The sequence below is a fragment of the Brenneria nigrifluens DSM 30175 = ATCC 13028 genome, assembly GCF_005484965.1.
GTDB classification, from domain to species: domain Bacteria; phylum Pseudomonadota; class Gammaproteobacteria; order Enterobacterales; family Enterobacteriaceae; genus Brenneria; species Brenneria nigrifluens.
On record NZ_CP034036.1, the window covers coordinates 4053738 to 4074758 of the forward strand.

The following is a 21021-nucleotide window of genomic DNA, read 5'->3' on the forward strand; positions in this document are numbered from 1 at the left end:
GGTAATATAGTGTTTATCGTCTGTTTTGTGCTCACTCCATATCCTCGCCCCTTACCTTGTAACGATAGCCGCCATTTAAATAATCCCACCTTGGGTATCGGAAAATTTCGCTTTCAATCTGTCTCTGTTACCTCGCCGCAGACCTTGCCCTGCGCGGGCTACGTCTGAGGGGCGTGACATGGCGATCGGGGTGTGGCTGGTGTGTGCGTGGTCGGCGCGCTTTACTGAACCTCTGAGCGCGTTCTATGGCAGGCGCAAAAAAGCCCGCACATGGCGGGCTTGGCTTTCCCTGATGTCATTATTATTGCTTGAAATTCACTATCATCATGACATCGGGTACGTTTATTTTATAAACGTTTATTCAGATCGATTATGGATTATTGATCGGTTGTGTCAATCGATTCGTTATCAGACCGCCATTCCTGCTATGCGGTAAAAAGTCCGCTCGCGGCGGGTTGCCGGAGAGAGTGGCGGCGTCAGTATTTACCACATCATCTTGCTTGGTGCCAGCTGGCCGACTGGAAAAAAAGCAAAAAAACCTGGATAAAACAGCGTGTGGCGCACTGTTTTATCCAGGTTTCGCCCAGAAATAAGATAAAACCGCCGAACCTACCCACCGCGACGATAACCAGCAGCGATGAATAAATCCGGCGGTCTTAAGGGTTATGCGGTTGCTTACTCAGCCGGCAAGGGTTTAGCGTCCGGTTTTGGCAATTGAGTCAGACGCTTTTCGAAATTGTCGTTGTACTGTTTCTTCTGCTCAGGCGTCAGAATATTATAAATCTTATTCTGGGTTTCCAGTCTGCTCAGCTGCTGCGCCTTGCGAGCGGCGTCTGCCTTATCCAACTGCGCCTGCGCCTTTGCCGCGTCAAAAGTATCGGAGGCGATCAGACTGTGGATTTCACGGCGTTCCTCCAATATGGATTTACGCGCATCGTCATGAGAAGCCCGCAAAATCTCTTTCACCTGCTGTTTCTGGGCCTCGGTCAGGTTCAGCTCTTTGAACAGCGCCTCATGGTGCGGACCGCGGGGGCCTTTTCCGTCTTTCGATATTCTTGCTTCCGGATGACCATGACCTTTGGGCGCGTCATTCGCATGAGCAATACCCGTCATTCCCAGTGCCAAGGAAGAAGCCACCAGCAGTGCTGTGAATTTACGCATAATTTATCCTTCTCTCAGATTAACGCATTAACGACCGTTGTCGTTCTGTCGAAAGGAAGTATAGGCCCGACTACTTCAGTTAATTAGAGCAACGGTAAATATCTGCAAGGAATAACTTCATATTTCCGGAAAATGTGGAGAAGACGGGAGAAATGTGTAAGGAATCGGTAGCATTGCGTTAAACATTGCGTGAGATAGCGCACGGCTTCACCTGTCGCGCATCCAATCCGCTGGAGGGTCAGGGCAGCGAGCGGACAAAATCCGCCGCGTCTTTTGCCAGCGCATCAATATGTGCGCTGATGACTTTGACTTTCTGCAGCAGCGGATTGCGCGCCGGCGAGCTATCCATGGCGTTCAGCTTGGCGACAAGCTGCTCAATTTGCTCGCCAAGCTGCGCTTCCCGCTGTCTGGACTGCGCCAGCAACTGCTCCAACTGCTGATAATCACGCCGCCAGATCTGCTGTTGTCGCCGAACGCTGTGCTCCAGTTCCTGAAACGCCCCGTCCAGCCGTGTCTGCAACTCTTCAACCCACATAGAGATTCCTTCGCCTGCTAATCCAGCGAATTATAATGGCACACCGGCCCGACAACAAACAATCCGGCCGCTTATTAATGCAACGCTGCGTTTTCCCCTGCCAATGACAATGATATTAGTCACAATAAATAAACATAAATTTCACAATTTAGCCAAATACAGCTAGCTTTATGGCAAGAACTCATCAGACCAGTTGTGCCCTTTTATCCGCTGCGCCTGTATGCCGGAGATTGCAATGGCTGCCTACCCTAATCTGTTTTCGCCGCTCGATCTGGGATTCACCACGCTAAAGAACCGGGTCGTTATGGGTTCGATGCATACCGGTCTGGAGGAGCATCCCGACGGTACGCAAAGGCTGTCGGCCTTCTACCGCGAACGGGCGCTGGGCGGCGTGGGCCTGATTGTCACCGGCGGTATCGCGCCCAACCCCAAAGGCGCGGTGGTAAAAGGCGGGGCGTCGCTGCACGATGCGTCGCAGCTTGCCCACCACCGGGCGCTGACGCAGGCGGTTCACGCGGCGGGAGGAAAGATCGCCCTGCAAATTCTCCATGCCGGTCGCTACAGCTACCAGCCGCAGCCGCTGGCGCCTTCCGCGCTTCAGGCGCCCATCAGTCCGTTTGTGCCACTGGCCATGAACCGGCAAGAGATTGAGCGGACCATCGCTGATTTTGCCCGTTGCGCCGCGCTGGCCCGGCGGGCGGGCTACGACGGCGTGGAAATTATGGGTTCGGAAGGCTACCTGATTAACCAGTTTCTGGTCGCCCGCACCAACCGGCGTGACGACGAATGGGGCGGCGATTTTCAACGCCGCAGCCGTTTTGCACTGGAGATCGTCCGGGCGGTGCGTCGGATAACCGGCCCCGCGTTTATCATCATCTATCGTTTGTCGATGCTCGATCTAGTCGCCGACGGATCAAGCTGGCAGGAGATTGAGCAGTTGGCGCAGGCCGTGGAAAGCGCTGGCGCCAACCTGATCAATACCGGCATCGGCTGGCATGAAGCCCGCATCCCCACCGTAGCCACCCTGGTGCCGCGCGGCGCCTTTGGCTGGGTAACCCAACGGCTGATGGGAAAAGTCGGCATTCCGTTAATTGCCGCCAATCGCATCAACGATCCCGCCGTGGCGGAACAGCTACTCGCCGCCGGCTGCGCCGATATGATTTCGATGGCGCGCCCCTTTCTGGCCGATGCGGAGCTGGTGAACAAGGCCGCGGCAGGCCACGCTGATGAAATCAACACCTGCATTGGCTGTAACCAGGCCTGTCTGGATCGGATCTTTATCGGCGAGCTGACCTCTTGTCTGGTAAACCCGCGCGCCTGTCACGAAACCGTTTTGCCGCTGACGCCGGCGCAAGTCGCGAAACGGCTAGCCGTGGTGGGCGCCGGCCCGGCCGGTATGGCGTTTGCGGTGAACGCCGCCGGGCGCGGCCACCGGGTCACGCTGTTTGAATCCGCCGCGCACATCGGCGGGCAGTTCGATCTGGCGCGACAAATCCCCGGCAAAGACGAATTTAACCAGACTCTGCGTTATTACCGCCGCCAACTGGCGTTAAATAAGGTGACGCTAAGGCTGGGAGTACGCGCCGGCGTGGACGACCTGGCCGATTTCGACGAGGTGATCCTGGCCAGCGGCATCATGCCGCGCATACCGGCGATTGATGGGATCGATCACCCCATGACGTTAAGCTATCTGGACGTGCTGCGTGATAAAAAACCGGTCGGGCGGCGGGTGGCCATTATCGGCGCCGGCGGCATCGGTTTCGATACCGCCCACTATCTCAGCCAGCCGCCACAGGCCGACTTTTATGCCGAATGGGGCATCGACCGCCGGCTGCGCCATAGAGGCGGCCTGCTGGGCAACCACGCTCATACGCTTCCCCAACGCCGGGAGATAACCTTATTGCAGCGTAAAGCAGGAAAACCCGGCGCCAATCTGGGTAAAACCACCGGCTGGATCCATCGAACCAGTTTACTGCGCCACGGGGTGACTATGCTGGAGAGCGTGCGCTATCAACGCATTGATGATGATGGATTGCACATTGTGCATCAGGGGCAAGCGCGCTGCCTGCCGGTGGATAACGTCATCATCTGCGCCGGCCAGGAGCCGTGCCGCGAGCTTTACCTACCGCTGCAAGCGGCCGGGCGGCGGGTGCATCTGATTGGCGGCGCCGACGTCGCCCTGGAGCTGGATGCGCGCCGGGCGATAGAACAAGCCACCCGGCTGGCATTAGGCATCTGACCCCGGTTTACTTTGCCGCCGCCCTTTTCACCGCCCGCAGCACCACAAACTTGGCGTTGCCGGCGATCAGCTCCGCGTTGCCAAACAGACGTTTAAGCTTGTGGAAGTAATCCAGATGGCGGTTGCCGACGATACGCAACTCGCCGCCGACCTGAAGGCAGCGGCGGGAATCAAGAAACATTTGCCAGGCGATATTATCGGTAACGGCCTGCTGCTGATGGAACGGAGGGTTACACAATACCGCCTGCAAGCTGTCGCGCGCCACGCCGGACAGTCCGTGATTAACGGCAAAACCACAGCGCTCCCGATCCTGCGGGCAATTAATCGCAACGTTCATCCGGCTGGAAGCTATCGCCATATAGGATTCATCAAAGAAGCTGACGAAAGCATCCGGGTTGGCGGATAACGCCGCCAGCCCGATAACGCCGTTGCCGCAGCCTAAATCGACGATTTTACCGTCCAGTTGCCGAGGCAAATGCTGCATAAAGAAACGAGCGCCGATATCCAGCCCGCCGCGCGAAAAAACATTGGCGTGGTTGTGAATGCGATACCCGAAATCTTCCAGATCCCATTCAGTGGTTAGTGGCTGCTCACTCACCTTTAAATCTGCAACCTCACAGTGGATCAGACGCGCTTTTTTCCAGGCCAGCGAGGTTTTCGTCGGCCCCAGAATGCGCTCGAACAGCTGTAGCGTCGACGTATGGATGTCCCGGGCTTTGGCGCCGGCGATAATGCGGGTTTGCGGCGTCGCCACCTTGCGCAGCATACGCAGCTGATACTCCAACAGCGCCATGGTTTTCGGAATTTTTATCACCGCCAATGCAGGCGCCGCGGGCAAATCCGCCAGGCTGTCCAGCAGTTCCACCGACTCCGGAGCAAAACCGTTCAGCGCCAGATTATGCCGCGTCGCCAGTTGGCTCATATACGAATCGCTGATGCTGACCGGCGACTGAACCTGCAACCCGCAGGCCAACGCCCCGAAAGCGTCATTAAAAATCAGGCGGGGACCGGGCGCCGTTTCCGCGGATGAAAGCTCCCGCAGCAGAAACTCATCCGCCGCCTCCCACGCCTGCAGCGCCGTGTTATCGGCTACCGGAGGATAACGCACCAGCGTCAGATTACGCGTTTCCAGTTCGAGTTGGCTCATTCTCCCTCCTGAATCACAAAATTTGCGCTGTTTATCCCTTAAAATCACGCGCCAGTAAATGCTTTTCTCAGACGGACAGGCAATCGGCCTCGTTATCCATCCCTTAACAGTAACTAATCCGCGCGCTTTCCCGCGCGTCCGGGCAGGGCGAAACGCCGTCTCCGCTATCATGACGATATTTATTTGACCGGGATCAACTTTTCACCTATCTTTTGTGGCAGCAAAGGGGAGTAACTTTTCCGCCGGTCAATCGTCATTACGGTGCCATACCCGCCAGATTCAAGAGGTTGGGAAAATGCATCCGGTTACCGGGCAACCTTAAGCAGATTACCGCATTAACGTTGTAAGTGAGACCTTGCCGGGAGGCGAGGTGCATTTGCAGCTATAATGATTAGCGGCCAGCGTCTTCCGACGTTGGCCGTTTTAGTTTTTATTCAAAGGAAATTGCTATGCATACCATTGGCACGCCGTGGCTATGGGGCAGCTTTGCTGCCATTGTTATCATCATGCTGGCCGTCGACCTGCTCTATCAAGGGCGCAAAGGTTCGACGGTGATGACCTTTAAACAAGCCGCCGTATGGTCGGTTGTCTGGGTGACGCTATCCCTGCTGTTCAACGCCGGTTTCTGGTGGTATCTGGACGGCACCCTGGGGCGTGAAGTCGCCAATACGCAGGCGCTGGCCTTCCTGACCGGTTATCTGATCGAAAAAGCCCTCGCCGTCGATAACGTGTTCGTCTGGCTGATGCTGTTCAGCTATTTCTCGGTGCCGCCGCAATATCAGCGCCGGGTGCTGATTTACGGCGTACTAGGCGCCATCGTTCTGCGCACGCTGATGGTGTTTGGCGGCAGTTGGCTGGTGACCCAGTTCCAATGGCTGCTGTACGTATTCGGCGCGTTTCTGCTGTTTACCGGCATCAAAATGGCGCTGGCGAAAGAGGATGACGGCGCCATCGGCGATAAGCCGCTGGTGCGCTGGCTGCGCGGACATCTGCGCATGACCGACAACATTGAAAACGACAAATTCTTTGTTCGTCGCAGCGGCGTACTCTATGCAACGCCGCTGTTTCTGGTGCTGATACTGGTGGAAATCAGCGACGTCATTTTCGCCGTCGACAGCATCCCGGCCATCTTCGCCGTGACGACCGATCCCTTTATCGTCCTGACGTCCAACCTGTTCGCCATTTTGGGTCTGCGCGCCATGTACTTCCTGCTGGCGGGCGTGGCGGAACGTTTCTCCCTGCTGAAATACGGTCTGGCCGTCATCCTGATTTTCATCGGTATCAAGATGCTGCTGATTGACCTGTTCCATATTCCCATCGCCATTTCGCTGGGCGTCGTTGCCGGAATTCTGGCCGTCACCCTGCTGGTCAACATCTGGGTCAACCGCCGCGCGGGGCGGTAACCGCGCCGCTTTTCCGCTCTTGCCGTACGGCGTTTATGCCGTACGGCAATCCTCCCCCCGCCGATAAAAAAACGCCGGGAGCGTTTTTCAACGTCGTTTGCGACGGCCCGCTAGGGTGGCGGGCAGGACGCCCGCCATAAAAAACCCCGCCCCATAGCAGAAAAAGTGCCGCCGCCTCTTCTCCTGGTATAATTTTCTCATATACTGACACGCGCAAACATATTTCGTTACGGAATAGAAAGAAATCCGGCGTCCTGCCCGCCAGAGGTTTCGCATCTGTAAAACACAATCACTCAACGGAAACGGCCGCGCCGTCAATACTATGGAAAATCAACAGTCACGTTTTTTGCAGTACATTACTCGCGGTAGTCTGGTTCAACAGATACTACTGGGGCTGGTTGCCGGGATTATTCTGGCGTCGGTGTCGACCAAAGCCGCGATTGCCGCCGGTTTGCTGGGCACATTGTTCGTCGGCGCCCTCAAGGCCGTGGCGCCGGTGCTGGTTCTGGTGCTGGTCATGGCCTCCATCGCCAGTCATCAGCAGGGGCAGAAAACCAACATTCGTCCGGTGCTGATGCTTTATATGATCGGCACGTTCTCGGCGGCGCTGATCGCCGTGGTGCTGAGCACCCTCTTTCCTTCCACGCTGGCGCTCAGCGCGCAGGCGGAAGACATTACGCCGCCCTCAGGTATTGTGGAAGTGCTGGAGGGGCTATTGATGAGTATCATCGCCAACCCGATCCATGCGCTGCTGAACGCCAACTATATCGGTATTCTGGTGTGGGCCGTCGGATTGGGGATAGCGTTCCGCCATTCCGCTGCTAGCACCAAAACCCTGATTACCGATGCGTCCGATGCGGTCACCTTTATTGTGCGCGTGGTGATCCGCTTCGCGCCCCTGGGGATTTTTGGTCTGGTTGCCGCCACGCTGGCCGAAACCGGTTTTGGCGCACTGTGGGGCTATGCCCATCTGCTGATGGTGCTGATCGGCGGGATGCTGCTGGTGGCGCTGGGCGTCAATCCCCTGATCGTCTACTGGAAGACGCGCCGCAATCCTTATCCGCTGGTATTGCGCTGCCTGCGTGAAAGCGGCGTAACCGCCTTTTTCACCCGTAGCTCCGCCGCCAATATTCCGGTGAACATGGAACTGTGCCGTAAACTGAATCTGGATGAAGACACCTATTCCGTCGCCATTCCGCTGGGCGCCACCATCAATATGGCGGGCGCGGCCATTACCATCACCGTGCTGACCATGGCGGCGGCCAATACGCTGGGCATCCATGTCGATCTGCCCACCGCGCTGCTGCTCAGCGTGGTGGCGTCGCTCTGCGCCTGCGGCGCGTCCGGCGTCGCCGGCGGTTCGCTGCTGCTGATCCCGCTGGCGTGCAGCATGTTCGGCATCTCAAACGACATCGCCATGCAGGTGGTGGCCGTCGGCTTTATCATCGGCGTATTGCAGGACTCCGCGGAAACCGCGGTCAACTCCTCAACGGACGTGATTTTTATCGCCGCGGTTTGCCAGGCGGAAGACGACAAGCTGGCGAAACAGGAACGGCTGAATATGCTGTAACCCGGCGTTATCCCTGTTATCCCCGCCAAGGCGGGAATAACAGGGATCGACCACATGGTGTTATGCCTTGCCCGCCTTTTTCTTCTCCACCTTAAACGGATCGATCCCGCGTTTCTGCATCCGCCGGAAACGGATGATGTTAAAACCATTCATCAGCAGGAAACTGCCTTCAATCAGCGAGCCGCCAATCGACCCCAGCCAGATATTATGCGTTACCCAGCAGGCGGTAGAGCACCACATTACACTGCGTGTGGTTAAACCGGACGTCCGAAACAGCGCCCAGGTGCTGGCGACCGTTCCCACTATCGGCAGCAGTTCCACCATATGCCGTATACCGGGCAGGCCGAGCGCCAGCGTCAAAGCAATAAACACGAACATCACGGCGATATTATGCGTTTTAATCGATATCAGCGTACGGGCGGAATTCAGCATCGCACTGCTCCCCGCCGCATTCGCGCCCATCATAAAAAAGTGACAGCCGATAACCAGGGTGTAAACCGAGAGCTGTAGCTTAAATTTACGCTCGTCGCGATTAAAAAACAGAGTAATACCGACCAGAAAAGCCAATACCCCCACCGACTGGGCAAACCAGTAATACGCCATTGATCCCTGCCTTAAAATAAACGACCATGGAAAAGCAAAACGGCGCCACAATAATGGAACGCCGTTTTATTTTAATAAGAGCGCGGAAAGTTTACAATGTTACGCCACTTTTAAATATTGCCAATTCACGGAAGTCATTAATTTCATTTTTAGCCGCTTTACCATCGGCAATCTCGACGATCAAATCGACAAACCGCGCCAGCAGTTCATCCATCGTCATGCCGTGAATCAAACGGCCGGCGTCAAAATCGGTCCAATGCGCCTTTTTTTGCGCCAGTTCGCTTTTGGGCACCAGATACTCGTCAAACTGACGATAGGTATTGATTTCACGGTTGACGGAGCGGATCAGCCGCGATTCGCGCACCGCTTCGCCCTGTTCATTCAGGCCGCGAACGAGGGTGGTGTATAAACCATCCTCTCCGTTCAGCGCGGACGGGGAGTCGGCATCTCGCGGGCGCACCACCACGATCCCCGCATCCAGATCGGTATGTTCATTCAGCAGGTCCAGATGCCAGTCGATAAAGGCGCGCAGGAAATTGCCTTCGCCAAATTGAATGACCCGGTCGGGATGCCGGCGACCGGGGAAGTGATGACGGTTTAACGTTTGCATTAACAGGCTAGCTCGGGAGAGCGCTCGCATACGGGATGCGGCGGATGCGATGCCGCCGTCATCCTTACCTGAAATCACACCGCTGGATGACATGCAGCCCGCTCAGGGTTTACAGCTCAATGGCGAAATACTTTTCAGCGTTGGCGAAACAGACGTTTTTCACCATTTCGCCCAACAGCGGCAGGTCGGCGGGCGCTTCGCCCTCCTCCACCCAGCGCCCGATCATCTGGCACAGAATGCGCCGGAAATACTCATGGCGGGTATAAGACAGAAAGCTGCGGCTGTCCGTCAGCATCCCGACGAAGCGGCTCAACAGCCCCAACTGCGCCAGTTGGGTCAGTTGACGCTGCATGCCGTCCTTCTGATCGTTAAACCACCAGCCCGAACCAAACTGCATCTTGCCCGGCATACCTTCCCCCTGGAAGTTGCCCGCCATGGTGGCGATCACTTCGTTATCACGCGGATTCAGGCAGTAAAGGATGGTTTTCGGCAGGTTATCGTTTTTTGCCTGCGCGTCCAGCAGGCGGGAAAGCGGTTGAGCCAGAGGCCGATCGTTGATGGAGTCAAAGCCGGTATCCGGCCCGAGAAGCCGCAGCTGGCGGCTATTATTGTTGCGCAACGCGCCGATATGGTACTGCTGCACCCATTCGCGACGGTGGTATTCACCGCCCAGAAACAGCAGCACGGCGGTTTTAAACTGGGCCGCCTCTTGTGGCGTCGGCTGCACGCCGCTCAGCCGGCGGGAGAGGATCGCATCCAGCGTCGCCTCATCCGCTTCGCCGTACATCACCACGTCCAGCGCATGGTCGGATACCTTGCAACCGTGCGCGGCAAAGTGGTCCATGCGTTTTTTCAGCGCGGCGCACAGATCGCCGAAACGGGTAATGGCCGTATCGGATACCGCCTCCAGGCGCCGCATATAATCAGCAAAGCCTTCCGCTTCGATATTAAACGCGTTGTCCGGGCGCCAGCTGGGCAGCACTTTAACGGCGAAGCTGCCGTCCTGGGCGATGGCCTTATGGTGGCGCAGATCGTCAAGGGGATCGTCGGTGGTGCCCACCATTTTCACGTTCATTTGCCGCATAATGCCGCGCGCCGTGAAGTCGTCACGCTCCAGCAGGGCGTTGCCGCGCTGCCAGATATCTTTGGCGGTTGAAGGGGACAACAGCGTGCCGGTAATGCCGAACGGACGGCGCAGCTCCAGATGCGTCCAGTGATACAGCGGGTTGCCGATAGTATGGGGAACGGTCGCCGCCCAGGCCGCAAACTTTTCCCAATCGCTGGCGTCCCCAGTGCAAAAACGCTCGGCAACGCCGTTGGCGCGCATCGCCCGCCACTTATAGTGATCGCCCTTCAACCAGATGTCATACAGATTTTTAAAGCGGTAATTTTCCGCTATCTGCTGCGGCGGTAAATGGCAATGATAGTCAAATATGGGCTGACTGGCGGCATAGTCGTAATATAACCGGCGGGCAAACGGGCTATCCAACAGGAAGTCTTCGCTGAGAAACTGAGACATATTTTTCGTCCTTACCGTGCGACCGGTGCGGAAAATGAATTTGTTTCTTAAAGATATCACACCAATTATGCTTGATATCTCATACCATTAGTGAGGCCAGGATCTCAAAAAACCCACAAACGGAAGAATATAAACGCTATTCAGGCGAATCAGCGGCAATGGCGTATAACTGCGCCCCAAACCTTGGTGGCGGCGGTCATTAGGTGGTATAACAGATCACTCCCAAAGATTGGCGAGACAGGGCACCAGACCCTGACATCGCACATGGACCGTTATCTATCTAAGAGCAGGTATCATGGAACTCACAGAAACCCGGCGTCTATACCGGCAGCTTGCCGCGGAATTGAAGCTGCGTATCGAAAGCGGCGTTTATCAGGTTGGCGAAAAGCTGCCGGCGGAACGCTATATCGCCGAAGAAATGAATGTCAGCCGCACCGTGGTGCGCGAAGCGATCATTATGCTGGAAGTGGAAGGATACGTTGAAGTCCGTAAAGGCTCCGGTATTCACGTGGTTTCCAACCAGCGAAAAAACCTGGTAATCCATAATGATGACGTCGAATTCGCCACCGTCGGTCCGTTTGAACTCCTGCAGGCCCGTCAGCTGATTGAAAGCAATATCGCCGAATTCGCCGCTACCCAGGTTACCCGGCAGGATATCGTGCAATTGATGGAAATTCAGGAACATGCCCGCCAGGAAGACCGCTTCCGCGATTCACACTGGGATTTGCAATTTCATGTGCAGGTGGCGCTGGCCACCCAAAACTCGGCGATGGCGACCATCGTCGAAAAAATGTGGAGCCAGCGCATTCACAACCCATACTGGCGTAAACTGCAGGAACATATTGACGACAAATCGATTGAAAACTGGTGCGACGACCACGATAAGATCCTGAAGGCGCTGATTCGTAAAGACCCTTATGCGGCCAAGCTCGCCATGTGGCAGCATCTGGAGAACACCAAACAAATGCTGTTCCGCGCCACCACCGACGATTTTGAATTCAATGTGGATCGCTATATGTTTGCGGACAACCCGGTCGTCCACCTGGACCAGATAAATATCAGCAAGCCCTTATGACGTTTTAGCGCGGCCTCGCCCCGCTTCCTGAACCGGGACAAAGAGTCAAAAAGCGTCGATTTCTGTCAGCGAGTGTAAAATATGGCGGAAACACCACTATTTGTGCCATAACACGCCTAAAATCAACCTGGTCGCCATGATATTTTTCTATCTCAATACCGCCTGTTTTGTTACAGTTAGAGCGTTTTTTTACGCATAATTCGCAGCTTTGGTCGTAAAACGCGTCAGTGGCAGACAATCCATAACCAGAGGGTTTTAAGCGAATATCTGTCAGGTATGCAGAAACGCGATCGGAGGCCCCCGGACGCCGGCATTATCATCGGTATGGCAGCAAACAGATATTATCTTTCAAGAAACGTCGCTGGAATGGGCCGCCTGATGAACCGTATTCACCTTTGTCATGACCGGAAGCGCTTATATCGCCATGGGTTAAATGAAATACAGCTGTATTAGGAATAGCGGATGGATATTATTAAAGAACTGTTAAACGCACTCTGGCACCAGGATTTTGATGTTTTAGCCGATCCCAAACTGGTGTGGACCATCTATCTATTGCTGTTCTTAATCCTTTTTCTGGAAAATGGCCTGCTGCCCGCCGCTTTCCTGCCCGGCGACAGCTTACTTATCCTGGTTGGCGTACTGGTGGCCAAGGGCACGATGAATTTCCCCTTTACCATCGTCCTGCTGACGACGGCGGCCAGTCTGGGATGCTGGGTCAGCTATATTCAGGGGAAATGGCTGGGCAATACGCGAATAGTACAAAGCTGGCTGTCGCATTTACCCGCCCACTATCACCAGCGCGCGCATCAGCTTTTCCATCGACACGGACTTTCCGCGCTATTAATCGGGCGCTTTCTGGCATTTGTTCGTACACTATTACCAACGATCGCCGGCCTGTCAGGCTTAAACAACGCCCGTTTTCAGTTCTTTAACTGGATGAGTGGGCTATTGTGGGTATTGATTCTGGTTTCGCTCGGTTTCGCGTTGGGGAAAACCCGCGTATTTCTGAAATATGAAGACGAACTGATGTTTTTCCTGATGATGCTGCCGCTGGCGCTGTTGTTTATCGGCCTGTTTGGATCACTATTCGTACTTTGGCGTAAAAAGCGTACCGCTAACGCAGAAAAAGGAAATTAACGGTGTCAATCCGCCGGTTTTACCGCAAAAAAATATGGCGCATACTGCTGCTGGTGACGCTGCCGCTTCTGGCGCTGACGCTGTCGCCGGGCCGCTCCCAGAATGAGGCGATGCTGCATATCAAGCCGCTCTATCACGGCGCTGCGCTGCCTGACGGCTTCTATATTTATCAGCGATTGAACGAACACGGTATCGCCATAAAGAGCATCACCCCCGCGCAGGACAGCCTTGTCGTGCGTTTGGTTTCTCCCGAGCAGAGCGTTGAAGCCAGAAACGTATTGCGCGTCTCCTTGCCCAAAGCAAATATCACTACGCAGCAGGCCGCCAAACCCGCGCCCTACTGGCAGCAAAAGCTGACGCAAAAACAATCTAAACTGGGATAATAAATTGAAACTACATCATATTGTTATGGCAGTTCTATTGGCGTTCTCGGCCGGCGCCACGGCTCAGGCCGCCAATAGCCAGGGCGGCTGTTTGCAAAAACAGCAGGAAATTGAGCGCCAGATCGACCACGCCCGCAACCACGGCAATCAGCAGCGAATCGCCGGGTTGCAGCGCGCGCTGGATGGGGTGAAATCACACTGCACCGATGAAAAGCTGGCCGCCGAACATCAGAACAAAATTGCGGAAAAACGTGCGGAAGTGGCTGAACGCCAACGCGATCTGGACGAAAGCAAACGCGACGGCGATCCGCAGAAAATCCTCAAACGCGAGCAAAAACTGGCTGAAGCGAAACAGGAACTGCAGGCGGTGGAAAAAAATAATTAGCCCGAACGGCGGCCGTTATAAGTCGTTTCACCGCCGCTTGCATCGCTCATTTTATAACCGGATAGTAAATTACTAAAACTTACAATAAGTTATCAGAATTTTCCGGGCGCAGTTTAACAAGCATAAATTGAAACTTAAGCTATAGTTAAAATTCCTGCTTTATGACGACAAATAAGGGTTATTCAATATGGCTAAAGATCAGAACTCCGAGTATTTACGCACTGAATTAAAATCGCTGGCGGATACGCTGGAAGAAGTATTAAGCACCTCCAGCGACAAATCCAAAGCAGAACTGGACAAACTGCGCAGCAAAGCAGAAACGGCACTGAAAGAAACCCGTTCCCGCCTGAGCGATACCGGTGAGAAAATCGCCTCCCAGACTCGTGAAGCGGTGGGATATGCCGACGATTATGTGCGTGAAAATCCGTGGACCGGCGTTGGTATCGGTGCCGCGGTGGGTGTGGTGCTTGGCGTCCTGCTTTCCCGCCGTTAATTATCCCGATCATTATGACGGATAAACAACGACAAGGCCCCGCCAGCGGGGCTATAGCTTCAGTTCAACGCATCATCACCATTATCGTCAATATGGTGGAAACACGGGTCCGTCTGGCCGTTATCGAACTGGAAGAAGAGAAAACCAATCTGATTCAGTTGCTGATAATGGCCGGATTGACGCTGCTTTTCGCCACATTTGGTCTAATGAGCCTGATTGCATTGATTATATGGGGAATCGAGCCCCAATATCGCCTGTTTGCGCTGGGATGCATTACCGCGACCCTGCTTGGGCTGGCCGTCATTGGCGGCATCTGGACGCTGCTGAAGGTGCGGAGATCCACCCTGCTAAAGGCTACTCGCAAAGAGCTGGCAACCGATCGGACGCTGCTGGAGGATGAATCAAAATGAGTCATCAACCACGCGACGAAGAAAAAACCCGGCTTTTACGGAAAATCCAGCAGCAAAGGCTGGATTTATCGGCGGCGAAAAAACACTGGCTGGAAGCAACAGCTCCCTATGACCGCTACTGGCACAACCTGCTGCAATGGCGGAAATACTGGGTTGTCGGTTCCGGCCTTATCGCCTTTTATGGCGTACGCCACCCAAGCCGAATGATCCGCTGGGCGCGCCGCGCAGTCGGGCTGTGGGGAACCGTCAGGCTTTTCCGCAAAACCTTTTCCCTGCGCTAACTTTCTCTACCCCATCGCCAGATTCCGCCTTTCACCGTCTGGCGCTACGCTATGCAGCTCGATATGAACATCAATTTTTCTGAAAAAAACCAACAGTTTTACTCGCTGGCGCCCGAATTCATCTCTCTATACTATCTGTTCCATAGGCTGATATCAGGAAATATTTTCAATAATTCCCTGCACCTACCCCACGTCAGATCATGAATGTCAGTGAAAAACATATTGGAGAGATGATGAAAAATTTAGAAAGCACTGCCCTGTTGGTTGCGCGAATTTTAATGCCGATTCTATTTATCGTGGCGGGTTATGGAAAACTGGGTGATGCCTATGCCGGCACGCAACAATATATGCAGGCCATGGGTGTTCCGACTTTCCTGCTGCCGCTGACGATTTTGCTGGAACTGGGCGGCGGTCTGGCAATCCTGTTTGGTCTGCTGACCCGAACCGTTGCGCTGTTTACCGCCGGCTTTACGCTGCTGACGGCGCTGCTTTTCCACACCAATTTCGCCGAAGGCGTCAACCAGATCATGTTCCTGAAAAACCTGACCATCGCTGGCGGCTACCTATTACTGGCCGTTACGGGGCCCGGCGCCTACAGCATTGACCGCATCCTGAATAAAAAATGGTAACACCGGGAGTTTTCCCCTGTACTATTAGTCATTAAAAAGGGCGGCGGCATCAACCGTCGTCGTTCTGCATGGTTTAATCAACGGGAGGATTTATGGGACAACTGGTTGACGGCGTATGGCACGATACCTGGTATGAAACCAAATCTACCAGCGGTCATTTTAAACGTTCGGAGTCACATTTCCGGAACTGGGTTACCCCTGACGGCGAACCGGGAATCACCGGCGACGGCGGCTTTCAGGCCGAGTCAGGTCGCTATCATCTGTATGTTTCCCTTGCCTGCCCCTGGGCGCACCGCACCCTGTTAATGCGCCGGTTGAAAGGACTGGAAAACCATATTACCGTTTCCGTCGTTCATCCGTTAATGCTCGACCACGGCTGGACATTCGATACCGATTTCCAGGACACCACCGGGGATGCGCTGTATCAGCATGAGTTTCTCTATCAGCTCTATCTGCACGCCGACCCCGGCTACAGCGGACGCGTTACCGTTCCGGTACTATGGGACACCGAACGGCATACGATAGTCAGTAACGAGTCGGCCGATATTATCCGCATGTTCAATAGCGCCTTTGACAACATCGGAGCCAAGCCGGGAGATTACTATGCGCCGGCGCTGCGCGCCCAGATTGATGAACTGAACGGCTGGATCTACGATCAGGTTAACAACGGCGTATATAAAGCCGGTTTCGCCACCAGCCAGCCCGCCTATGACTCCGCCGTCAACGCCCTGTTCGCCGCGTTATCCCGGCTGGAATCGATTCTCGGACGCCAGCGTTACCTGACCGGCGATCGCCTGACCGAAGCGGACTTGCGCCTGTGGACGACGCTGATACGCTTTGACCCGGCTTATCACACCCATTTTAAGTGCGATAAATACCGCTTAAGCGATTATCCGCAGTTGTACGGTTTTTTACGCGATATCTACCAGTTGACCGGCGTGGCGGATACCGTCAATCTGGCGCATATTCGCCACCACTACTATCGCAGCCACCGCACCATCAATCCGCACGGCGTGATATCCGTCGGGCCGGTTCAGGATCTGGATAGCCCCCACGGGCGGGATAGGCAGTTTGCTCCGGCAATAAGCGAGTAACCGGCTGACAAAGTCGCCCGTAAGCCTGAGATACCCGGATCCCTCGCCACGCTCTCCCCAATAACAAGCTTTTCCCATGGCTTAAGGCGCGAGCTATCGCGCCTTTTCTGTATCAGGCGCGGAAAAACTCAGGACTGATGCAGCAGCTTGGGGATTTCGCGTAAAAACCAGGACTTCGCCTCGCCCATACTGTCGCGCCGCCAGGCCATAATAATCTGGCTTTCCAGCGAGTACTCGGGGCCGACGACGCGCAGGCGGCCTTCGGCGATATCCTGCGCCACCATCGGATAAGGCATGGTCGCCACCCCCAGCCCGGCCAGCAAGGCGCGGCGTTTATCATCAAGCGAGCTGAGGGTCAGACGCTGCTGCTTGTCCAGCAGTTGCACGGTCAATACCGGGCGCTCGCGGGCGGTGTCCGCCACGGCAATCCCGCGGTATTTCACCCTGGTCACCTCGGAAAGCGGCTCCGGCTCCTGATGTATCGGATGGTCGGGGCTGGCGACATAAACGTTTTTCATGGTATACAGCTTGCGGGTGTTCACTTCGGAAGAGGCGCGAAAATGCATATCCGGCGCAATAACGATATCCGCCCGCCCCTGCTCCAGGCGCTCCCAGGCGCCGGCCAATACCTCCGTCAAAAGTGAAACCTGGGTGTTGGCCTTCTGCGACAATTTATCCAGCAGCGGAAAGAGTTTGGTGGTCGGGATCAGCGCCTCGACGACGATGGTCAGATGGGTTTCCCAGCCGCGGGCCAGCGCTTCGGCATCGGTGGTAAGCTTATCGGCGGCTTCCAGCAGGATGCGCCCGCGTTCCAGCAGCATACGACCCACATTGGTGAATTTTGTGCGATGTCCGGAGCGATCGAATAACACCACATCCAGCTCTTCTTCCAGCTTTTGCATGGTATAGCTCAGGGCTGAAGGTACGCGCCCCAGCTCATCCGCCGCGGCGGCAAAACTTCCCCGACGGTCAATCGCATCCATGACTCTCAAGGCTTCCAATGTCAATGCTCGTTCTTTGGACATGTTGGCACTCATTCAGTAATTTTGAACATACCCACCAGATTAACTAGCTAACAATCGAGCGTCCACACAATTACTATCTGTTTAAGAAATAATTATCCGGGCTTACCACCATGATCATAAAAAGATCGGCAGAACAGTGCGGTCAAGCCGACTATGGCTGGTTGCAGGCGCGCTATACTTTCTCTTTCGGCCATTACTTCGACCCGCAACTGCTGGGTTATGCATCGCTGAGGGTGCTGAATCAGGAAGTGCTGGCGCCGGGCGCTTCGTTCCAGCCGCGCACTTACCCGCGCGTCGACATCCTGAATATCATTCTGCAGGGCGAGGCGGAGTACCGCGATAGCCGCGGCCATCATATCCACGCCCAAACAGGGGATGTGCTGCTGCTGGCGACGCAACCCAACGCCAGCTACAGCGAACACAATATCAGCGCGAACCAACCACTGACGCGTATGCAGCTGTGGCTGGATGCCTGCCCGACGCGGGAAAACAGCCCGCAGCAACGGTTGACGCTGCATAAAACCGGACTCAGTTTACTGGCCTCGCCGGAGGGGGAGCAAAACAGTCTGCAACTGCGTCAGCAGGTGTGGATCCATCATCTGGCGCTACAGGGAAATGAGCGACAGACCATTAAACTGAATGGCAATCAGGCTTATTTCCAGTTGTTGCACGGCTCGGCGGCGGTTAGCGGTAACAGGCATGATGGCGACAGGCTAAGCTGTGGCGATGGCGCGTTTATCCGCCAGGAAAGCGGGCTGACCATTCAGGCTGAGACGCCGCTGCGCGCTTTGCTGATTGATTTGGTGGTTTAAGTTTTCGCTATCCATCTTTACCGGCTGGTGAACGTCACCGGTTCTGCCTTTTCTTGCAGCCGTGGTAAGATATCGGCTTGGTTCCTTTATACGTCAGGGTGATATGGCAATGGATTCAACCAATCAGGACAAACTACTTGCCCAGGCTGAACAGATTTGTCAGCACCGCGGCGTACGTTTGACGCCACAGCGGTTGGAAGTGTTACGCCTGATGGCGCAGCAGTCCGCAGCGATCAGCGCATACGATCTGCTCGATCTGCTGCGCCTATCCGAACCGCAAGCCAAACCCCCGACGGTTTACCGCGCATTGGATTTTCTGCTGGAGCAGGGATTTATTCATCGGGTGGAGTCAAACAACAGCTATGTGCTTTGCCACCACATCGAAAATCACAACCATACTTCAGCGCTGTTTATCTGCGATCGCTGTGGCCTGGTCACCGAACGCCAGACAAAAGGCGTAGAAGACAGACTGCGTCAGTTGGCACAACAGGCAGGATTCACCTTGCGCCATAGTATTATTGAAGCACATGGATTATGTGAGGACTGTCAGGAAGTGGCATCCTGTAAACAGCCCAAATATTGCGATCACGACCACACGATTCCCATCAAAAAACGATAGCCCTCACGATCGCTCGTAAGGGCTGGCCGGGGTATCCCCTGGTAAGACGAACCTGAGTTACCAGTGGTATTTGTGACGACTTTCCCAGTCATTTACTTCTTTCTCTGCTTTTTCTTGCTCGTAACCATAGCGTTCCTGGATTTTACCAACCAGTTGATCACGTTTGCCTTCAATGACCGTTATGTCATCATCAGTCAATTTCCCCCACTGTTCTTTTGCTTTACCTTTAAACTGCTTCCAGTTTCCGCCAGCTTGGTCTTTATTCATAATATATATCTCCAATCTTGGGTTCAGATCGGCATACGCTAACCGGCTGCCTATGCCTCTTGTCGTCAGTTCCGGATCAATCATTTCAGTAAGCGCCATCATAAACTTCCTGTAAGTTTTCAATTGTTCACGATGACCCATCAACCAATATCGACAAATGTGCTTACCTTAATAGAAATTATAGACAATAATTTCGCATTATGTTTTTAAAGCGGAGTTTGACACCGAGTAATTAACTTTTTACAGCAAAACAATTAAAAAACATAAGGGAAACAGAGGATAGCTGTATTGCTATAGTTAACTGCCTGAATGTAACTAAATATACGGTGATGAGCGTGCTCAATAAGAGCGGGAGGGCAGAAGGCGCCGATATACAGACAACTCACTGAAATACAGATGATAAGGGAAATATTTAAATGACATCGCCCCGAAACCGAGGCGGTAGCTGAGAAATATCAGAACAAACAGTGTTACCGGCTAGTCAAAGACGTGAAATCAGCTCCAGTCGCCGTTGCGAATAACGCCGACCGCCAGCCCTTCAATAGAGAAATTCTGTTGCCGCAGGTCGACGACAATAGGGGAAAACTCTTCGTTTTCAGCCAGAAGATGTACGATACTACCTTGTTTTTTCAAGCGTTTTACCGTGACCTCATCTTCAATTCGGGCCACCACCACCTGTCCGTTACGGACGTCCTGCGTTTTATGTACCGCCAGCAAATCACCATCCATAATACCGATATCTTTCATCGACATTCCACTCACGCGCAGCAGGAAGTCGGCGCTTGGTTTGAACATGGACGGGTCAACCTGATAGTGACACTCGATATGCTGCTGAGCCAGCAGCGGCTCACCCGCCGCAACGCGGCCAATCAACGGAATGCCGGCCTCTTCTTCCATCAGCAGGCGAATACCGCGCGACGCGCCGGATACCATTTCAATGACGCCTTTGCGCGCCAATGCCTTTAAATGCTCCTCGGCGGCATTTGGTGACCGAAATCCCAGCTGCTGGGCAATTTCCGCGCGTGTCGGCGGCATACCGGTCTGTGCAAGATGATCGCGGATCAGGTCATAAACCTGCTGCTGTCTGGCTGTTAATGCTTTCATTCCGCCCCCTGGTTGTTTATACAGTCTTGCTGTGAGTATATACAGGTAATCAATAATTGGGAACCGAAGATATGAGTAAACCACGGTTTTTTATTAATTTATGCAATCCCTTATGCAAAATTCTGCCAAAGGATGCTGCCCCACACCACCGCAGCCAACAGAATGGCGACCAGCACCGCGGCCGAGCCCATGTCCTTTGCCCGGCCGGATAGCTCATGATGCTCAAGGCCGATACGATCGACCACCGCTTCAATCGCGCTGTTAGCCAGCTCAAATAGCACGATCAATACCACCGAGCCGATAAGCAGCAGTTTTTCAACCAGGGTAACCGGCAGCAGACAGGCGACGATCGCCCCGACAATCGTCAGCCAGGTTTCCTGACGGAACGCCGCCTCATGTCGCCATGCCTGCTTCAATCCCTGCAGGGAATAGCCGGTTGCCTTGATTATCCGGGTCATCCCCGTTGCCTTATTCATTCCTTCTCCAATTATTTATCAGCGATCGGTCGCATTTTAACGCG

The 21021-nt window shown here is 54.4% G+C and carries 25 protein-coding genes and 1 pseudogene; 15 read left to right on the forward strand and 11 right to left on the reverse strand.

The genetic code is table 11. The features are described from left to right. Positions 1-178: 178 nt before the first annotated feature. Positions 179-436 carry a hypothetical protein gene (locus tag EH206_RS19025; RefSeq protein ID WP_009114494.1) on the forward strand — a complete coding sequence of 86 codons (258 nt, stop codon included), beginning with the start codon at positions 179-181 and terminating at the stop codon, positions 434-436. 239 nt (positions 437-675) lie between these two features. On the opposite strand, the gene spy is transcribed toward EH206_RS19025, so the two are convergent. Beyond that, entirely contained in the window at positions 676-1161 is a 486-nt protein-coding gene (spy, locus tag EH206_RS19030) for an ATP-independent periplasmic protein-refolding chaperone Spy (RefSeq protein ID WP_009114495.1), read from the reverse strand. A 238-nt stretch (positions 1162-1399) separates the two neighbouring features. Further along, on the reverse strand, positions 1400-1696 hold the full coding sequence (locus EH206_RS19035; RefSeq protein WP_009114496.1) for a hypothetical protein: 297 nt from the start codon (positions 1694-1696) through the stop codon (positions 1400-1402). Positions 1697-1931: 235 nt separating this feature from the next. On the opposite strand from EH206_RS19035, the gene EH206_RS19040 reads away from it, so the two are divergent. Next, positions 1932-3935 carry an NADPH-dependent 2,4-dienoyl-CoA reductase gene (locus EH206_RS19040; protein ID WP_009114497.1) on the forward strand — a complete coding sequence of 668 codons (2004 nt, stop codon included), beginning with the start codon at positions 1932-1934 and terminating at the stop codon, positions 3933-3935. Positions 3936-3942: 7 nt separating this feature from the next. Here the strand turns inward: EH206_RS19040 and rlmG are convergent, their stop codons facing one another. Further along, entirely contained in the window at positions 3943-5082 is a 1140-nt protein-coding gene (gene rlmG, locus EH206_RS19045; RefSeq protein ID WP_009114498.1) for a 23S rRNA (guanine(1835)-N(2))-methyltransferase RlmG, read from the reverse strand. Positions 5083-5531: 449 nt separating this feature from the next. Here rlmG and EH206_RS19050 point away from each other — a divergent pair, with 449 nt between their 5' ends. Together EH206_RS19050 and sstT are read left to right on the forward strand one after the other, a co-directional pair. Continuing rightward, the gene (locus EH206_RS19050; protein ID WP_009114499.1) at positions 5532-6485 is read left to right on the forward strand and encodes a TerC family protein; all 954 of its coding nucleotides are present in this window, start codon (positions 5532-5534) and stop codon (positions 6483-6485) included. A gap of 322 nt (positions 6486-6807) precedes the next feature. Further along, positions 6808-8055, forward strand: a complete 1248-nt coding sequence (gene sstT / locus EH206_RS19055) for a serine/threonine transporter SstT (RefSeq protein WP_009114500.1) — start codon at positions 6808-6810, stop codon at positions 8053-8055. 60 nt (positions 8056-8115) lie between these two features. Here the strand turns inward: sstT and EH206_RS19060 are convergent, their stop codons facing one another. The 4 genes and pseudogenes from EH206_RS19060 to uxaC form a co-directional block, all read right to left on the reverse strand. Continuing rightward, positions 8116-8658, reverse strand: a complete 543-nt coding sequence (locus EH206_RS19060; RefSeq protein WP_009114501.1) for a YgjV family protein — start codon at positions 8656-8658, stop codon at positions 8116-8118. Positions 8659-8749: 91 nt separating this feature from the next. Continuing rightward, the gene (locus EH206_RS23460; RefSeq protein ID WP_281280153.1) at positions 8750-8950 is read right to left on the reverse strand and encodes a UxaA family hydrolase; all 201 of its coding nucleotides are present in this window, start codon (positions 8948-8950) and stop codon (positions 8750-8752) included. Further along, a pseudogene (locus tag EH206_RS23125) lies at positions 8951-9268 on the reverse strand (mannitol dehydrogenase family protein); the annotation flags it as partial. Between the two features lie 109 nt (positions 9269-9377). Then, complete coding sequence (gene uxaC, locus EH206_RS19070; RefSeq protein WP_009114503.1) at positions 9378-10787, reverse strand: glucuronate isomerase; 1410 nt, start codon at positions 10785-10787, stop codon at positions 9378-9380. A gap of 295 nt (positions 10788-11082) precedes the next feature. On the opposite strand from uxaC, the gene exuR reads away from it, so the two are divergent. The 9 genes from exuR to EH206_RS19115 all read left to right on the forward strand — a co-directional run bounded on the left by exuR (position 11083) and on the right by EH206_RS19115 (position 16674). Beyond that, entirely contained in the window at positions 11083-11862 is a 780-nt protein-coding gene (exuR, locus tag EH206_RS19075) for a transcriptional regulator ExuR (protein WP_009114504.1), read from the forward strand. A gap of 462 nt (positions 11863-12324) precedes the next feature. Then, positions 12325-12999, forward strand: a complete 675-nt coding sequence (locus tag EH206_RS19080) for a DedA family protein (RefSeq protein WP_009114505.1) — start codon at positions 12325-12327, stop codon at positions 12997-12999. Positions 13000-13001: 2 nt separating this feature from the next. Then, positions 13002-13382 carry an EnvZ/OmpR regulon moderator MzrA gene (gene mzrA / locus EH206_RS19085; protein ID WP_009114506.1) on the forward strand — a complete coding sequence of 127 codons (381 nt, stop codon included), beginning with the start codon at positions 13002-13004 and terminating at the stop codon, positions 13380-13382. 25 nt (positions 13383-13407) lie between these two features. Further along, positions 13408-13767, forward strand: coding sequence for a DUF1090 domain-containing protein (locus EH206_RS19090; protein ID WP_040343448.1), 360 nt, complete (start codon positions 13408-13410; stop codon positions 13765-13767). Between the two features lie 187 nt (positions 13768-13954). Further along, positions 13955-14260 carry an ElaB/YgaM/YqjD family protein gene (locus EH206_RS19095; RefSeq protein ID WP_009114508.1) on the forward strand — a complete coding sequence of 102 codons (306 nt, stop codon included), beginning with the start codon at positions 13955-13957 and terminating at the stop codon, positions 14258-14260. Positions 14261-14274: 14 nt separating this feature from the next. Beyond that, positions 14275-14670: a phage holin family protein gene (locus EH206_RS19100; protein WP_009114509.1), complete on the forward strand. Its 396-nt coding sequence runs from the start codon at positions 14275-14277 to the stop codon at positions 14668-14670. Then, positions 14667-14951: a YqjK-like family protein gene (locus tag EH206_RS19105; RefSeq protein ID WP_009114510.1), complete on the forward strand. Its 285-nt coding sequence runs from the start codon at positions 14667-14669 to the stop codon at positions 14949-14951. Before EH206_RS19100 ends, EH206_RS19105 begins: the two co-directional genes overlap by 4 nt. Before the next feature lie 233 nt (positions 14952-15184). After that, entirely contained in the window at positions 15185-15580 is a 396-nt protein-coding gene (locus EH206_RS19110) for a DoxX family protein (protein WP_009114511.1), read from the forward strand. A 92-nt stretch (positions 15581-15672) separates the two neighbouring features. Further along, on the forward strand, positions 15673-16674 hold the full coding sequence (locus tag EH206_RS19115; RefSeq protein ID WP_009114512.1) for a glutathione S-transferase family protein: 1002 nt from the start codon (positions 15673-15675) through the stop codon (positions 16672-16674). A gap of 128 nt (positions 16675-16802) precedes the next feature. On the opposite strand, the gene EH206_RS19120 is transcribed toward EH206_RS19115, so the two are convergent. Next, complete coding sequence (locus EH206_RS19120; RefSeq protein ID WP_009114513.1) at positions 16803-17699, reverse strand: LysR family transcriptional regulator; 897 nt, start codon at positions 17697-17699, stop codon at positions 16803-16805. 110 nt (positions 17700-17809) lie between these two features. On the opposite strand from EH206_RS19120, the gene EH206_RS19125 reads away from it, so the two are divergent. After that, on the forward strand, positions 17810-18511 hold the full coding sequence (locus tag EH206_RS19125) for a pirin family protein (RefSeq protein WP_009114514.1): 702 nt from the start codon (positions 17810-17812) through the stop codon (positions 18509-18511). 109 nt (positions 18512-18620) lie between these two features. Further along, positions 18621-19130: a zinc uptake transcriptional repressor Zur gene (zur, locus tag EH206_RS19130; protein WP_040343450.1), complete on the forward strand. Its 510-nt coding sequence runs from the start codon at positions 18621-18623 to the stop codon at positions 19128-19130. Positions 19131-19187: 57 nt separating this feature from the next. Here the strand turns inward: zur and EH206_RS19135 are convergent, their stop codons facing one another. The 3 genes from EH206_RS19135 to EH206_RS19145 all read right to left on the reverse strand — a co-directional run bounded on the left by EH206_RS19135 (position 19188) and on the right by EH206_RS19145 (position 20977). Continuing rightward, on the reverse strand, positions 19188-19397 hold the full coding sequence (locus tag EH206_RS19135; RefSeq protein ID WP_040344122.1) for a CsbD family protein: 210 nt from the start codon (positions 19395-19397) through the stop codon (positions 19188-19190). 495 nt (positions 19398-19892) lie between these two features. Further along, a complete protein-coding gene (lexA, locus tag EH206_RS19140; protein WP_009114517.1) occupies positions 19893-20501 on the reverse strand; it encodes a transcriptional repressor LexA in 609 nt (202 codons plus the stop codon). A gap of 110 nt (positions 20502-20611) precedes the next feature. Continuing rightward, on the reverse strand, positions 20612-20977 hold the full coding sequence (locus EH206_RS19145; protein ID WP_009114518.1) for a diacylglycerol kinase: 366 nt from the start codon (positions 20975-20977) through the stop codon (positions 20612-20614). Between the last annotated feature and the right edge of the window lie 44 nt (positions 20978-21021).

What these genes read in the sequence shown, in the direction of transcription:
- lexA (WP_009114517.1), bottom strand. Translation starts at nt 20,501, where the DNA reads ATGAAAGCATTAACAGCCAGACAGCAGCAGGTTTATGACCTGATCCGC.
- EH206_RS19060 (WP_009114501.1), bottom strand. Translation starts at nt 8,658, where the DNA reads ATGGCGTATTACTGGTTTGCCCAGTCGGTGGGGGTATTGGCTTTTCTG.
- sstT (WP_009114500.1), top strand. Translation starts at nt 6,808, where the DNA reads ATGGAAAATCAACAGTCACGTTTTTTGCAGTACATTACTCGCGGTAGT.
- EH206_RS19040 (WP_009114497.1), top strand. Translation starts at nt 1,932, where the DNA reads ATGGCTGCCTACCCTAATCTGTTTTCGCCGCTCGATCTGGGATTCACC.
- EH206_RS19100 (WP_009114509.1), top strand. Translation starts at nt 14,275, where the DNA reads ATGACGGATAAACAACGACAAGGCCCCGCCAGCGGGGCTATAGCTTCA.
- EH206_RS19095 (WP_009114508.1), top strand. Translation starts at nt 13,955, where the DNA reads ATGGCTAAAGATCAGAACTCCGAGTATTTACGCACTGAATTAAAATCG.
- EH206_RS19145 (WP_009114518.1), bottom strand. Translation starts at nt 20,977, where the DNA reads ATGAATAAGGCAACGGGGATGACCCGGATAATCAAGGCAACCGGCTAT.
- EH206_RS19125 (WP_009114514.1), top strand. Translation starts at nt 17,810, where the DNA reads ATGATCATAAAAAGATCGGCAGAACAGTGCGGTCAAGCCGACTATGGC.
- EH206_RS19120 (WP_009114513.1), bottom strand. Translation starts at nt 17,699, where the DNA reads ATGTCCAAAGAACGAGCATTGACATTGGAAGCCTTGAGAGTCATGGAT.
- EH206_RS19035 (WP_009114496.1), bottom strand. Translation starts at nt 1,696, where the DNA reads ATGTGGGTTGAAGAGTTGCAGACACGGCTGGACGGGGCGTTTCAGGAA.
- exuR (WP_009114504.1), top strand. Translation starts at nt 11,083, where the DNA reads ATGGAACTCACAGAAACCCGGCGTCTATACCGGCAGCTTGCCGCGGAA.
- uxaC (WP_009114503.1), bottom strand. Translation starts at nt 10,787, where the DNA reads ATGTCTCAGTTTCTCAGCGAAGACTTCCTGTTGGATAGCCCGTTTGCC.
- EH206_RS19135 (WP_040344122.1), bottom strand. Translation starts at nt 19,397, where the DNA reads ATGAATAAAGACCAAGCTGGCGGAAACTGGAAGCAGTTTAAAGGTAAA.
- EH206_RS19050 (WP_009114499.1), top strand. Translation starts at nt 5,532, where the DNA reads ATGCATACCATTGGCACGCCGTGGCTATGGGGCAGCTTTGCTGCCATT.
- EH206_RS19080 (WP_009114505.1), top strand. Translation starts at nt 12,325, where the DNA reads ATGGATATTATTAAAGAACTGTTAAACGCACTCTGGCACCAGGATTTT.
- EH206_RS19110 (WP_009114511.1), top strand. Translation starts at nt 15,185, where the DNA reads ATGAAAAATTTAGAAAGCACTGCCCTGTTGGTTGCGCGAATTTTAATG.
- EH206_RS19105 (WP_009114510.1), top strand. Translation starts at nt 14,667, where the DNA reads ATGAGTCATCAACCACGCGACGAAGAAAAAACCCGGCTTTTACGGAAA.
- spy (WP_009114495.1), bottom strand. Translation starts at nt 1,161, where the DNA reads ATGCGTAAATTCACAGCACTGCTGGTGGCTTCTTCCTTGGCACTGGGA.
- EH206_RS19025 (WP_009114494.1), top strand. Translation starts at nt 179, where the DNA reads ATGGCGATCGGGGTGTGGCTGGTGTGTGCGTGGTCGGCGCGCTTTACT.
- zur (WP_040343450.1), top strand. Translation starts at nt 18,621, where the DNA reads ATGGATTCAACCAATCAGGACAAACTACTTGCCCAGGCTGAACAGATT.
- EH206_RS19090 (WP_040343448.1), top strand. Translation starts at nt 13,408, where the DNA reads ATGGCAGTTCTATTGGCGTTCTCGGCCGGCGCCACGGCTCAGGCCGCC.
- rlmG (WP_009114498.1), bottom strand. Translation starts at nt 5,082, where the DNA reads ATGAGCCAACTCGAACTGGAAACGCGTAATCTGACGCTGGTGCGTTAT.
- EH206_RS19115 (WP_009114512.1), top strand. Translation starts at nt 15,673, where the DNA reads ATGGGACAACTGGTTGACGGCGTATGGCACGATACCTGGTATGAAACC.